Raw genomic sequence first — 14,927 nt, 5'->3', positions numbered from 1 at the left:
ATACCCACTCCCCTTACATATTTTGTTGGAGGAAGTATTTGACGTGGTATCAATTCCCTGACCATTTCGTTCAGATTTCCTGTTCTAAGCACTACCTTATAAATAATAAACGGAGGTTATATAATATGTATGAATTTCAAAATCAATTGCAAAACCTGTATGTCGATGATTTCCAGGTGACTCAGCCAGTTCCTTGGGATCAAAGCCAGTTCCAGCAAGGGTATTCTGACGATTCCCGACTCATAGGTTTCGGTTTTGGTTGTTTTGGTTGCCTTGGTTGCTTTATTGGGGGCTGTGGGTTCGGTCGTTGCGGAGGTTGCGGAGGTTGTGGGTTCCGTTGCGGAGGTTGCGGAGGTTGCGGCGGTCGTTGCGGACGTTGCGGCGGTTAAATATCCAGGTTTCTAAAGGAAGTCCCTGCATGTGCAGGGACTTTTCTTTATAGCATTAGACATAAGGGACAAATTGTTGTACATAGGATTAAAGTGAAGTGCTGTGCTAATAGCAGCACTTAAAATGCATCGGGTTAGGAGGAGCGGAATGGTGAATTTGACCCCTTCTATGCGTTTGAAAGTGAAGAGAGATACGTTTTTTCTTCCGGAACCGAATAGAGGTGTGTATTTCAGGAATAACATAAGTTCGTTCCGTATGGAGGGCGGCTCGATCGTCCAGTGGATTGAAAAGCTATTACCGATGTTCAACGGAAACCATACATTGAGCGAGTTGACGGATGGATTGCCTGGCCCATACCGGAACAGGGTGATGGAAATTGCCGAGGTTTTGTACGGCAATGGGTTTGTACGGGATGTAAGTCAGGACAGTCCCTATCAATTGAGGAATCAAGTACTTGAAAGGTATGCTTCACAAATCGAGTTCCTGGAAAGCTGCGGCGATTCCGGGGCTTACCGTTTTGAAACTTATCGAAAGAAAAAGGCGTTGACCATAGGCTCTGGCCCATTGTTCCTTTCATTGGTGTCCTCGCTGTTGGAATCCGGATTGCCCGCATTCCAAATCTTCATTACGGACACAGTACCGACCAATAGAAAAAGATTGAATGAAATCGTGGCGCATGCGCGTAAGACGGACGACGAGGTTTCCATAGGGGAGGTCGTGCTTGAAAAGGGAGAAGAGATTGAATGGCAGGAAATCGTGCAGCCTTTTGACACGATTTTATATGTGTCACAAGAGGGTGATATAGAGGAGTTAAGAGAACTTCATTCGGTTTGCAGGCAAGGGAAAAAGATCCTGTTTCCTGCATTGATCATCAATCGAGTAGGCATGGCTGGTCCGCTTGTCCATCCGGATTCCAAGGGGTGTTGGGAGTCTGCTTGGCATCGTTTACATCAAGCTGTGCTGGAAAAGAATCAGGCACCATCTTCCTTTTCCGCGACAGCCGGAGCGATGTTGGCCAATATAATGGTATTCGAATGGTTTAAAGAGGCTACAGGCGTTACGACAGCAGAACAAGCCAATCATTTTTATCTGTTGGATATGGATACAATGGAGGGAAAGTGGCATCCATTCATTCCCCACCCGGGAGTGACGGGAAAGGGGACTGCTGCATGGATTGAAGATTTTGATCAGCGGCTCGAACAGAAATCGGAACCGAGTAAGCCGGGGAAGGTGTTTATGTATTTCAGCCGATTGACATCCTCGGAATCCGGGATCTTTCATCGTTGGGATGAGGGAGATTTAAAACAGCTGCCGTTGGCCCAATGCCGAGTTCAGGTTGTTGATCCGCTGTCGTCCGGTCCGGCCGAACTGCTGCCCGAAATCATCCGTTCAGATCTGACGCATGAGGAAGCGAGAAGGGAATCCGGTCTTTCAGGAGTTGAAGCATATGTATCCCGAACACTCAGCCAGCTCGTACCGACTCTTACACCGCTTCAGGGGGCAGAAGATATAAAGGAGTCGGTCGTCGGTATCGGAGCAGGGGAAACATTTGCTGAATGTGTATGCCGTGGGTTGCAAAGCAGTTTGGATACAGAGTTTGGAAATAAGGAGCTCAACCAGGAGAATCTTGTGGCAGTGCAGTTGGCAGAGGTGGATGATGAACGCTGCCGGTATTATTTACAAGCGCTGACCCGGCTGCAAGGAGATCCGATCATCGCGTTGGGTGAGGAAGTGTCTGGTTTCCCGGTAGTTTGGGCAGGAACGAGCGACGGCTGGTCCGGAGCTGTCGGTTTGAATGTAACGATCGCATTACGGAACGCGTTGCAAAAGGCGGTTATGAAAGTCCAAAATCAGACCGTTTGCCTCACAGCTCCAGATTTAGTGGCATCGCCTGTTCTTAAGGAAGAAATACCCTTGAATCTTGTGATTCCTTCGTGCGGGGTGACGGGGGATTCCGAGATATTAAAGTCCGCCATTCAAGTCTTGAAGAAGAATAAGAAGCGAATCTTCGTTTTCGAATTAGAACTGGAAACTTTCTTGAAGGAAGAAATGGCAGGAGTGTTTGGGGTGCTTTTGCGAGAGGAGGAATCAGGGTGAAAACTGACGTATTGGTTGTCGGGGAAGGAGTGCTGGCCGACCATGTTCATGGGGACCTGTCCGGCCAATATCAGGTGAATCGCCAAACCGATTTCGAGGCAGGAATACCGCAAACGACGGCTATGGTCCTTCTGCTGCAAGATGCCTGGAATCCAGCTGTCCATTTAAAGGCGGAAGAGGTGATAAGGCAAGCGGGCATTCCATGGCTGCGGGGGTTCGTTTCATTTGGAGAGGGAGTGATAGGTCCGTTGGTGCACCCGGATGTTCCTGGCTGCTCACAATGTGCGGACCAAAGGCATCTCATGGCTGGGCGTGATCGAAAAGAAATGTGGGAAATCCGCAAACAGCTGGAGAAAAATGGGGGGATGGATCGTGATGCGGCTGCATCACGCACAGGCCTTTTACAGATGGCCCACTTGATTTGTGCAGAGGTAAGGAAGGCGATGAAAGGAGAACGCGCCTGTTCGGAAGGGCGTGTATCAATCATCAACTTGAAAACGCTGAATGGCTCGTGGCACTCATTTTTACCAGACCCATTGTGTCTGGTTTGCTCAACATTACCTGATGACTCGAAGGAGCGTGCCAGGATTACGTTACAGCCAAGCCCGAAAATCAGTCCCGACAGTTACCGTACCCGTTCAATGGAAGAACTGAATGAAGTTCTGGCCAAGGATTACTTGGACCATCGCACAGGTTTCTTGAATAATAAAATGATCGACCTTGTGCCACCATTTGCCGATGTAAGTGTTAATTTGCCTTTATTCATAGGAGATGAGGGGGCGGCAGGCCGTACTCTCTCATATGCGGCCAGTGAGATGACGGCGATATTGGAGGGATTGGAAAGGTATTGCGGTATGGAGCCCCGCGGCAAACGGACAGTCATACATGACAGTTACAACAACCTTAAGGAATTTGCGCTCGATCCGATCAGGATAGGGGTACACTCGAAGGAAAATTATGCACAGCGGGATTTCCCGTTTCAACCGTTTAATCCTGACCGCTCGATAGATTGGGTATGGGGCCACTCATTTTTGCAAGAGCGGCCGATCTTGGTCCCGGAATTGCTTTCCTATTACAGCTTGGGCTGCGGTCATGGGTTTGTCTATGAAACTTCCAATGGCTGTGCTTTAGGGGGGAGTTTGGAGGAGGCCATTTTCTACGGCATCATGGAAGTGGTCGAACGTGATTCGTTTCTTCTGACCTGGTATGCGCAGCTGCCGCTCACACGTCTTGACCCTTATTCTGCAAATGATAAAGAACTGGAATTGATGATTGACAGGGCGAGGGCGGCAGCAGGGTATGATATCCATTTGTTTAATTCGACCATGGAACATGGTATCCCGAGCGTATGGGCGTTGGCTAAAAACAGGAAACAAAAAGGATTGAATATCATATGTGCGGCAGGGGCCCATCTGGACCCGATCCGGGCCGTGAAAAGCGCGGTCTTTGAGTTGGCTGGCATGATGCTGACACTTGACGTTAATTTGGAAGAGAATCTGGATGAGGTTGAGAAAATGCTGCATGATTCTTCACTGGTACGGAAAATGGATGATCATGGCATGCTGTACGGTTTGCCGGAAGCGGAAGAGCGACTGCAGTTTCTGCTGGATGATGACCGTCCAATGCGGACGTTTGATGAAGAATTCAAGCAAATGCCAAAGCATGCGGACTTGACCGATGATCTGCAGGACATTCTTCAGGAGTTTCGCCGATTGCAACTCGAGGTTATTGTGGTGGATCAGACGACACCTGAAATTGCACGAAATGGATTACATTGCGTGAAAGTGCTGATACCGGGGATGCTGCCGATGACATTCGGCCATCATCTTACCCGCATAACGGGGCTTGAGAGAATACTGAGGGTTCCGATGGAACTTGGATATGCTGAACGGCGGCTTGAATTCGAACAGCTCAATCCGCATCCGCATCCTTTTCCATAAGCGGTGATTTAGGAGGTTGGAGGATGAGTCTAGAAGCATTTTTGCACAATTTGCATTTTGATATCGAAAAGGCAAGTCCGCCGGATTGGGAAGTGGATTGGGATGATGCACCGCTGACGTATAAGCTTTACCGTGACTTGCCTGTTTTTCCGCTATCACTGGAGGTGCCGCTGACGCTGGAGGGTTGCAGCGGGCCTTCAAAACAGGACCTTAAAGGAATCGGTCATTTCCTCTGGTATGCATATGGCCTGACCCAAGTTAGTCAGGTATCGAGCTCCTCGGAATCTGAGGACCTCATGCAGTCATTCCGGCGTTTTCCGCCATCAGGGGGAGCTTTGTATCCAAGCGAATTGTACGTGTACTTGAAGATGGAGGGATTACCTGCTGGTGTATACCATTATGATGCGGCACACCACCGGCTGGTATTGCTGCGGGAAGGGAATTTTGATTCATATATAACAAAAGCTCTTGGTGAAAACTTTGATATGTCCGCATGCTTTGGCACGGTTTTTGTATCGACGATGTTTTGGAAAAACTTCTACAAATATAATAACTTTTCATATCGTCTGCAAGGGCTGGATGCAGGCGTGCTTCTTGGACAGTTGCTCGAAGTGGCGAAACGGTTTGGAATCGCCGCTGGGGTGTGCTTCCAATTCCTTGATCGGGCTATCAATCACCTTCTTGGGCTTTCGGATGAGGAAGAGAGCACATATGCGGTGATCCCCTTATCGGCAGACACCAAATTTTGGTGTGCTGATGAAAGTAATGGTAACGGACCTGTCACTTCGACAGAATTATTGCCGGAATTGACGGGCATTCAGCCTGAACACTATGTTCGGTCGCAAAGAATCAGGGAATTTCCGATGCTGACTAAACTGAATGCAGCATCCATGATCGAATCCACCCAATCATTCCGGCGGATCAGTCCGAAGAATGGGACTAAATCCGAAGGACATATTGTAGCCCTTCCTATCGTGAAGCGGCTGTCCTATGACTTGGCATCAGTTTGCCGGAAGCGGTTTTCACCTGAAATGGACTTCGCACTCGGGAAAGTCAGTCAATGGCAGCTGGCTTCTCTCCTGCAGGAGGCAACCGCCTCGTTCTCCTATCGAAATGACTTGGATGGAAAAAACGGGAACGATGAACATCGCGTTTCATTATATGCTTGTTTGTATAATGTGGAAGACATACAAGATGGTGCATACCATTACGACAGCACGACACATACATTGCAACAGATACAATCGGGAGATCAGCGGCTCCGATTGCAATACGGAATGTCCCTCGATATCATGAATTTTCAGCAAGTGCCAATCTGCATACATGTAGTTGGCGAGCGGGACCATTCCAAAACGCAACTTGGATATAGAGGATACCGCATCCAGCAAATGGAGGCGGGGATGCTCGTTCAGAAATTACTGCTAGCTTCGTCAGCCCTCGGAATGAACGGGCACCCGCTGCTCGGCTTTGATGTGAAAATGTGTGATGATCTTTACAATTTCGGTGGTGGTCCTCAAGGAAAAACGAGCCTGATCCAAATCCCTATCGGCCATTATCGGAATCGTCCCTGGCTGAAGGGAAGTTTGCATAGTTAAAAATGTAACGATAGCCTTCATTCCTTTTAAAGAATGAAGGCCGTTTTTATTTAATGAGGAAAAAATAATTATTAACAAAAAACTGGAACTTTAAAAACGTTACAGCTTCCATCCTAAGTGTGCAATAATCCCGGCCGAGGATTATACTGATATAAAAGGTTTTACCATTTAAGGGAATGAATAAATAGATAATAAAGTTAATAATTTGGAACGCTTTTAACAAAACCAATTTAAAGGATGTAGCTTATGGAATGGAGAACGGATAGAAAATCCAAGGAGCCTTTATATAAACAAATTGCTGGTTATATTGAGAGTGGTATTGCTGATGGAACATTTTTACTAGATAAGCCGTTACCTTCTGAGCGCTTCTTGGCACATGAACTGGGGGTTAACAGAAGTACAGTTGTAGCAGCTTATGATGAATTGGAAGCAAATGGGTTAGTTGAACGAAAAAAAGGAAGCGGAACGATGATCAGCAAGGATATATGGGGAATCAACAGGAAACGTATGCCTAGTTGGAATAGATATATCGAAGCTGGTTCATTTTTACCCAATTTGCCGGTAACCCAAAGAATACGTAAAGAAACGGAAGGAAATAATCTTATAAACTTAGCAAGCGGGGAGTTATCGGAAGACTTATTTCCGGTCCAATCCTTACGTGAAATCACTTCGAATAGGTCCTTTATTGGTAGTTTAGGTTATGATCACCCCCAGGGCAATGCAGTTTTAAGGGGCACAATTACTAATCATGTTAAACAATATAGAAAAATTGATACCCATCCATCATCCATACTAATTACCTCTGGTGCACAACAAGCCATACATCTCGTTGTCCAATGCTTGTTAAAGCCGGGCGATGCCGTTGTATTGGAAGATCCATCATACAGTTACAACCTTCCCATTTTTCAATCAGCAGGACTAAGGACTTTTCTTTTACCGGTCGATAAGGATGGCATCAACCCAGAGGAGTTACTAGCACTACATAAAAAACATCGAATCAGGATGATATTCTTGAACCCTGTTTTTCAAAACCCAACAGGAACTGTACTTCATATCAACCGTCGTAAAAGGATACTAGAGCTTTCATCCGAATATGGAATACCGATTGTAGAAGACGATCCTTATAGTTTAACTTCCTTTTCTGGGGAAAAAATCTCTACTCTTAAATCGATGGACAACAACGGAAATGTGTTATATATAAGCTCTTTGTCAAAAATAGTTGCTTCTGGCTTAAGAATTGGCTGGATAATCGGACCGAAACCAGTTATAGAGCGACTGTCTGATGCAAAGCAACAGGTTGACTTCGGTCATGGCTCATTCACTCAATGGATAGCAAACGATTTTCTTGAATCAGAGCATTTCCCTACCCATATTACCTATTTAAGAGGGCAGCTAGAAAAAAGAAGGGATGCAATGGTATCAAGTCTTCAACACTTTCTGAATAACAAAGTTGAGTACTATTCGCCAAATGGTGGTATTCATTTGTGGTGTAAGCTGAAGGTGCCATTGAACGAAATAAAGTTATTGGAGGAATCTATCAAAAGAGGAGTCATATACGTTCCTGGTTCAACATTAGGTACTAATAAGGAATATGTACGCTTTACTTTTGCAAGGGAAAATGAGGAGTCCATTCACGAAGGCATCAAAAGGTTTGCAGAGGCTGTAAAAAGTTTATAATCATATGCTTTGATATTCAGGAAAGAGAATCATGATGTATCCCTGCTTCCAGACTATAGATGTTGATTTCCGCTCCAGGAACTCGCTTTCCGTGGACGGTCCGCCTGCGGGGTCTCCCCTAGACGCGCTTTCCCTGCGGGAGTCTCGTACACCCGCTCCAATCAACCATTTATAAACTTTAGATAGAAACCATACCCGAGGTGGTTCAGGAACATTCTTTGATGAAAGTACGTTTTCCGAACTCCTTTTGGCTACAAACTGGAATCATGACCAAAGTCATGATTCTTTTTTGTCTGCAAGTTAGGTCGGAGTTCCACAAGACGTGGTATCTTAGCCCTTCCTTCAGAGGCGTTCAGCACTTTTCTTTCTATATTAACGAAAGAATTCAACAAGTGGATGGTGGAAATTTCCCTTGATTGGATGGTCCTAAAATTGGTTGTTCTTTTATTATAGAGAAGTAGGCTTTTTCTAATATATTTACTCAGTAAACAAGAAGAGCGATCTACCTGACCATTTAATTTTGATATGTTTAAATTAGGAACGGTTTTTTATGCAGTTACACTACGATATACGATAAGAATCGGAATAATTTGAAATGGTTCAAGGAAATAGATAATAATATTGGGAGGCGTTGAATCATGACGATAAGTGTAATATTAGTAGTAGCCATTAGTTTAGTTGCTCTGGTTGGTACCCTTTCGTTAACGGGGAAGAGTGATAGTGATTATTCTGCAGCAACGAGAGGGAATTTGTTGAACCTTAGTTATATTTATATTGGTCTTGCCCTAGTATTAACTGTAGGCATCATCTACTTCGTAATAAAATTAGCCTAAGATACCACGTGAATGATTATTATAATAGTATATCAAAATGCATGGAAATATTGGCTTAATTGTATAAAGGTCATGTTGTGTACGAGTGATTTACTAAACATATCTCTATTTGTGGGAAATTGTGAATTTGTTCACATATGTGGCGGAAATGTGAACGAAAGAATCTGATTAATACGTGAAAAAATCACCTTTGCAAGCTGGGTGAACAAGAAACACGGTAATAGAACGGTCACTTCAAAGAAAAACTGACCGCCTCTTTCAATTAAACTTTAAATTAGGCTCTTTTCGTTCAGATTGTTGTTTTTAAACCGAGACTATTTAAGGTTGATTGGAGTGGAAGTGCGAGACTCCTGCGGGAGCAGCGGGACAGGTGAGATCCCACAGGCGTTTACGCCGAGGAGGCTCACCGCCCGCCCCGCGGAAAGCGAGCATCTGAAGGGGAAATCAACCACACCACATTACTTGGTAAATAGCAGCAAAGTATGCGAAAACAGCCTTAAATTATAACGTAGCGGAGATGATGAAATATGACATTGCCTGTTTTGATTTTGACAATTATCTTAGGCTTGCTAAAACTATTAGTTACCTGTCTTCCAACCGATACAGTGAATTGGATTATCAGCAAATTTAAACTTCATTCAGAACTTAGTGACGCGAATGCCATCATAACCATTGGCGGAAAACGCTTGGAAGGTGAAGACAAAATTCAAGTTATTAATTATTTCAACAAAGCGATATTTTTGAAAAAGAATCATATATTCCCAGGGAACGAGCATTTGTTTTTAAATCCAGAAAACAGTGGGACTCCATTAGTCATTGATACTAAAAGAGGCAAAAAGGATGTTAGGTTATTTGTGTACATTTACAACGACCACGTAGATGTAGTCAAACAGTACAAAAAGAAAATAGTTTCGTATAGTCTGCTTTCCGAGAGCCTCCAAGAACGTTCCATGCCGGTAATAAGGAAATTAGTTTAAAAGGAACATAAAAAAAGACTGTTTCTAAATGAACTGCACCCCAATTGTTAGACACGGTCTAACAATTGGAGGTGCAGTTTTTTTATATGATGAATAACGAAAATGACTTTCGGTCAGGCTGTGGTTGTACGGGCGCTGTGGGGGAGTCGCTTTTATAAGAATATAATAAGGGTTAATCCATATTTTAGGTAATTATAATTGTATGTAGTCGAAAAATGGATTTTGTATAATTAGTGTATTGGTAAGTCAATGTACTTTTTAACGCGGCCAAAAGTCAGTCCCTCTCGGTTAATACCTTTAAAGTTTTTTCCCTGATGCTTATCCTGTTTTTATAATCTTTAGCAACCAACTCTGTGTATATTAAATCAAAAAGTAATAGCAGCGGTAGCAATGGAGAGATGTTTTGTCCCATATGCATGCTTTTCTTGCTTGTGACCAATAGCGATATATCGCCAAGCTGTGAGAGCTCGGAATTCTTATCCCCAGTAAAGACCAAGATGCGTGAACCTTGCTTCTTTGCGATTTTAACTGCAGAAATCACTTCTTTCGTTGTTCCGGAAATGGAAATGCCGATGACAACACTATTCTCGTTACTTAAAGCTGCATCCATCATTGACTGATGGGGATCTGAAATAGCTTCAACAGTTAAGCCGATTCGGAAAAACTTTGACTTGAACTCCTGGGCCGCTATACCTGAACTCCCTATTCCATATACATGGATCTTATTTGCCTGTGTAAGGAAAGAAACAGCTTTTTGGATGTTGTCATATGTGGTTATGTGAAAGGTATTATCAATGATGCCTAAGTGATCTTGATACAGTTTAGCGAAATAATCCACCTGCTTGATGTTCTTCATATTTTTCGGTGTATTTCGGAGATCCACGAACCTTTTTAACTCATGCCTGAACTCATTGAACCCAGAAAAGGCTAATTTCTGGGTACCGGGAATTGTGCTGGGCTTTGCGTTTTCACGTTATATTGTGGGGGCTTATCAGCTTCCGATTTATGGGCTCTGTTTGTAGGACATACTATTATCATGCCGCTGTTCATCATCCGTGTGATTCCAAGCGGATCAAATTTTGACTTTTTCATTGAAGAAGCAGCTGAAAGCCTTGGAGCGCACTTTCTTTAAAGTCGTCCTACCGAATATAAAATCAGGAATTCTGGGCAGCAATGACCGCCTTCTTAGAATTCAATAATGTAGACATTTCCGTTTATATGACAGGGGCTGGGGTGAGTACGTTTCCGATTCAGATGCTGATGTATGTAGAAAACAACTTTGATCCTACCAGAACGGCTCATGGGCTTGTCTTATTTCACAAAACGATAAAGGAGGTAATGATGGATGGCTTTGTTCACTTTACAAGATATATCTGTAGCATATAACAAACAGAATATATTAAAGGATTTCAATCTTGAGATTGAAAAAGGGAAATTAGTATCCCTTCTTGGCCCGAGCGGCTGTGGGAAAACGACGACCCTGCGTTTAATTGCGGGGCTTTTAAAAGCGAACGAAGGGAGGTTTTTATTTAAGGAAAAGGACTATACGAAAGTGCCTGTTAACAAGCGGAATTTTGGCTTTGTGTTCCAAAACTATGCATTATTTCCGCATTTGTCGATATTCGAAAATATTGCATTCGGACTTCGCCTGAGAAAGAATTCCATAAGTGAAATTGAAAATAAAGTAATGAATGTGCTCGAAATCGTCAATTTAAAAGGATTTGAAAAGAGATATCCCAAAGAGCTTTCAGGAGGGCAAAAGCAGCGGGTTGCGATTGCCAGGGCGCTGGTGATTGAACCGGACATCCTATTATTTGACGAGCCATTGAGTAATCTTGATGCGAACTTAAGGGTGAAAATGAGAGTCGAGATTCGCCGCATCCAACAAGAGCTGGGGATTACAACGGTATATGTTTCCCATGACCAGGAAGAATGCTTTTCGATATCCGACCAGGTAGCGATCATGAATAATGGGATCATCGAGCAGCTTAGTGATCCTGCGACCATTTACAAATATCCTGAAACCAAATTTGTCGCAGACTTCATCGGCTTCAAGAACTTCATTGAATTCGATAAGCGTACGAATCATATAGATAAAATTGAACTGAACAAGCAAGGCTACTCATTTGTGCTGCACAAGGATGCACAGATGACCAATTCAACTGGAAAAATAGGTGCTATCAGGCCGGACGATCTGATGATCAGGGAAAAAGATAATGCTGGAGCGGTTCTGGAAAATAGTTTAACTGGCCGAGTCAAGGTGAGTACGTATCTGGGAAAAAGCTATCAATATGTCATTGAAACCGTGATAGGGGATTTCACTGTGAACAAGGAAATGACGGAATCCTACCGGACGGGTCAGGAAATCATCCTAGAAATTCCGAAAAACCAGATGGTGCTTATTGACTAGCTTAGGAGGGTAGGTTATGCGAATGTTCAAGTATTCGATCACTTCTTAAGTCATGGACTGATCAACGTGAATGAAAGGAAAATGGTCCCTCTCATAATGAGTGATGACGCTTAATCCCGTATTCTAACGAATGCTATTCAATAGAAATTTGAGCTAATTAAAATGGTCTATTGCAGGAAGCCTTTTCGTCAAATGTCAGCTGCACTTTTAACTAGGGTAGAAGGGGAGAATACGGCCTTTTTTTTATTAGTGTTTTATTTGAACGTAATTACGATTGTTGGAAACATATGATAGGAAAGAGGGGCGACTGAGGATAGAGTGGCAGGTCACAGTTTTGCTTTTCCATCTAATTTTAGACATTTCTTATTGAACTTAATTACAGATATGGGTAAAGAGATATTTGTTGCAGTAGCAACCAGTCTGATCCTGTCTGTGTTCGCCTAGAAACGGAAAAAGAACCACTCATCCTCCCAAGATGGCAATGGTTCTTATTTTGACGATTAATTAAGTTAAAAGGAATTGACTTTTTTTTACTGATGTGGTATGTTAATTCCAATCTAAGAAAAGGTGTGGTGTTTTATGTCGGGAGTAGGTATCAACTAATTTAGTTGAATAAGGTATTTAATCACTGATTGGTCAGTGGATTAAGTATGCCTTTTTCCACAGTGCAATTCTGCATTGTTGGATACCTACCTTAAGACTGCTTCCTTTTCCATAAATCGTGTAACATGTAGGTGTTACGACGAAAAGCATGGTGGGATTTGTCCTATCATGCTTTTTTGTGTACGCGGTTCTATTCGAGCTGCCCAATTTGTTATCGATTGTAGGTCCTTATCTATAGATAAGGCCGATGCCCGCAGGAGCTTTCTACTCAAATGGCTTGTTCATTTGTAAAGGTAGGGGGACTTTTGCGGGCATTTTTTGGATTCTGGGAATTTTAATCACTCACTCATTCAAGGGGGATCATTAGATGAATAAAATGACTTATGAAAAATTACAATATATCCAACTCAAGGAAATGGTGAAAAACCATTGCGTAAGCGGATTGGGAAAAGCGTTATTGGATCAGCTTAAGCCGAGCAGCCATTTGAATGTCGTTAAAAATCGTTTAAACGAGACCACGGAGGCAAGGAATTTACTGAATGCGGAAAGTCATATTCCCTTAAAAGGCATTTCACATGTTGGCTACCATATCGACAAATTGGAAAAGGGAATGATATTGGAGCCATCAGAGTTAGTGGCGATAGCAGACTTCTTAAGAGGCTGCAGGAATATCAAGAAATTCATGACCGATAAAGAGTTCTTTGCACCAACACTTCATTCCTACGCCCGCTCGATGACTGAATTCAGGAGCATTGAAGAAGAAATCCAATTCACCATAAAGGGAAATGCTGTCGTTTCCGAAGCAAGCAAGGACCTGAAACGCATCAGGAACCAAATCATCAAGACAGAAAGTAAAATAGAGGAACGGCTGAATAAGTTCTTGAAGAGCGGAGCCAATAAGGAGTTCATTCAGGAATTCTTCATAAGCAAAAAGGATGACCGCTACACCATCCCGATCAAAGCCTCCTATAAAAATCAGGTGGCAGGAACGATCGTGGAAGTATCTGCAAAAGGGGCTACCGTGTTCATTGAACCTGCCTCTGTGACGAAATTGAATGTAGAATTGGCAAGTTTAAAAGCGGAGGAGTCGATGGAAGAGTATCAACTTTTGGCCACATTATCCGGAACGGTTTTCGAGCAATTGAAACCGATCAAGATAAACATCGAGTTAATCAGTCAATATGACATGATCTTCGCAAAAGCCAAGTTCAGTAAAAGCATGGATGCGATCGAACCGAAAATCAATGATCATGGTTATATTAAGTTAAAAGGCTGTAAACATCCCCTTTTGCCACAAAACAGTGTACCTTTGGATTTTGAAATCGGTAATGATTATCGCAGCTTGATCATTACAGGCCCTAATGCCGGTGGAAAGACTGTCGTCCTGAAAACGATCGGCATCCTAACGTTGGCTGTCATGTCAGGACTGCATGTTGCCGGGAAAGAAGGGACGGAGCTTGCCGTCTTCGATCAAGTATTTGTCGACATCGGTGATAACCAAAGCATTGAAAATGCACTGAGCACGTTTTCATCGCATATGAAAAACATCTCGGAAATCATGGGGGCATTAACCAATAACTCATTGCTGCTGTTCGATGAAATCGGGAGCGGAACGGAACCGAATGAAGGCGCCGCTTTAGCGATTGCCATCCTTGAGGAATTTTATCAAAGGGGCTGCATAACCATTGCGACGACCCATTATGGTGAAATCAAGCGCTATTCGGAAATACACAGTGATTTCATGAATGCGGCCATGCAATTCAACAGTGAAACACTTGAGCCAAAATACAAGCTGTTGATTGGTCAATCCGGGGAAAGCAATGCCCTCTGGATAGCAAAAAAAATGAATGTCCGTGAAAAGGTTTTGCAAAAGGCAAAGCTTTATATCGGCAATAAAGACTATGACTTGGAGCGTGTCCAGGAAGGTAAAATCAAAAAAGCGAAGGTATCGCCGGTTCCAAAGGAAGCATTGTATGAATTTGAAGTCGGCGACAAGGTGAAGGTAAGTGAACTGAATGATTATGCGATCGTTTATAAGAAAAAGGATTCATATAATAATGTCGTCGTACTTTTCGAAGATACCTTCATGGAGGTTCATGCCAATAGGCTCGAGCTTGAAATAAAAGCCGTCGATTTATATCCGGAAGGCTATGATCTGAGTTCTTTATTTGTCAGTTATAAAGAAAGGAAATTGAACAGGGACCTTGAAAGAGGATCAAAAAAGGCTTTAAAGAATGTAGCGGCTGATATCCGGAAGAAACTTGGTGAATAGTACGGTTATGGAGCAGTAAAAATATCGAAGAAAAGTGAAAAAAAAGCCTCTAAAAAGGGGCTGTTGACAAAATGGGGGAGAGCTTTTGCTCATTCCCCATTTTGATTTTTATCGTTAATTGCTTGTTTATTTA

10 protein-coding genes and 1 pseudogene are annotated in these 14,927 nt (G+C 43.2%); 10 read left to right on the top strand and 1 reads right to left on the bottom strand.

Features of this window, described 5'->3' with window-relative positions:
- Positions 1–125: 125 nt before the first annotated feature.
- The 7 genes from ACFX4X_RS14620 (at position 126) to ACFX4X_RS14590 (ending at position 9,509) form a co-directional block, all read left to right on the top strand.
- On the top strand, positions 126–389 hold the full coding sequence (locus tag ACFX4X_RS14620) for a hypothetical protein (RefSeq protein ID WP_377384508.1): 264 nt from the start codon (positions 126–128) through the stop codon (positions 387–389).
- Positions 390–537: 148 nt separating this feature from the next.
- Entirely contained in the window at positions 538–2,487 is a 1,950-nt protein-coding gene (locus ACFX4X_RS14615; protein WP_377384441.1) for a putative thiazole-containing bacteriocin maturation protein, read from the top strand.
- A complete protein-coding gene (locus tag ACFX4X_RS14610; protein ID WP_377384439.1) occupies positions 2,484–4,427 on the top strand; it encodes a TOMM precursor leader peptide-binding protein in 1,944 nt (647 codons plus the stop codon). Before ACFX4X_RS14615 ends, ACFX4X_RS14610 begins: the two co-directional genes overlap by 4 nt.
- A gap of 23 nt (positions 4,428–4,450) precedes the next feature.
- Positions 4,451–6,022, top strand: a complete 1,572-nt coding sequence (locus ACFX4X_RS14605; RefSeq protein WP_377384437.1) for a SagB family peptide dehydrogenase — start codon at positions 4,451–4,453, stop codon at positions 6,020–6,022.
- A 246-nt stretch (positions 6,023–6,268) separates the two neighbouring features.
- Entirely contained in the window at positions 6,269–7,699 is a 1,431-nt protein-coding gene (pdxR, locus tag ACFX4X_RS14600) for a MocR-like pyridoxine biosynthesis transcription factor PdxR (protein WP_377384435.1), read from the top strand.
- A 638-nt stretch (positions 7,700–8,337) separates the two neighbouring features.
- Positions 8,338–8,532 (top strand): hypothetical protein, encoded by a 195-nt coding sequence (locus ACFX4X_RS14595; RefSeq protein WP_061464872.1) that lies wholly within the window; start codon positions 8,338–8,340, stop codon positions 8,530–8,532.
- 527 nt (positions 8,533–9,059) lie between these two features.
- Complete coding sequence (locus tag ACFX4X_RS14590) at positions 9,060–9,509, top strand: YfmQ family protein (protein WP_377384433.1); 450 nt, start codon at positions 9,060–9,062, stop codon at positions 9,507–9,509.
- Between the two features lie 274 nt (positions 9,510–9,783).
- Here the strand turns inward: ACFX4X_RS14590 and ACFX4X_RS14585 are convergent, their stop codons facing one another.
- Complete coding sequence (locus tag ACFX4X_RS14585; protein ID WP_377384431.1) at positions 9,784–10,392, bottom strand: MurR/RpiR family transcriptional regulator; 609 nt, start codon at positions 10,390–10,392, stop codon at positions 9,784–9,786.
- Between the two features lie 55 nt (positions 10,393–10,447).
- On the opposite strand from ACFX4X_RS14585, the pseudogene ACFX4X_RS14580 reads away from it, so the two are divergent.
- The 3 genes and pseudogenes from ACFX4X_RS14580 to ACFX4X_RS14570 all read left to right on the top strand — a co-directional run.
- A pseudogene (locus ACFX4X_RS14580) lies at positions 10,448–10,839 on the top strand (ABC transporter permease); the annotation flags it as partial.
- Between the two features lie 15 nt (positions 10,840–10,854).
- On the top strand, positions 10,855–11,919 hold the full coding sequence (locus tag ACFX4X_RS14575) for an ABC transporter ATP-binding protein (RefSeq protein WP_377384429.1): 1,065 nt from the start codon (positions 10,855–10,857) through the stop codon (positions 11,917–11,919).
- A 970-nt stretch (positions 11,920–12,889) separates the two neighbouring features.
- On the top strand, positions 12,890–14,794 hold the full coding sequence (locus ACFX4X_RS14570; RefSeq protein WP_377384427.1) for an endonuclease MutS2: 1,905 nt from the start codon (positions 12,890–12,892) through the stop codon (positions 14,792–14,794).
- Positions 14,795–14,927: the final 133 nt, after the last annotated feature.

The sequence above is a fragment of the Peribacillus sp. YIM B13481 genome (assembly GCF_042787985.1).
In the GTDB taxonomy this organism is placed as follows: domain Bacteria; phylum Bacillota; class Bacilli; order Bacillales; family DSM-1321; genus Peribacillus; species Peribacillus simplex_A.
The sequence above is the reverse complement of the archived record's forward strand: the minus strand, read 5'-3'. Positions and strand labels throughout refer to the sequence as shown.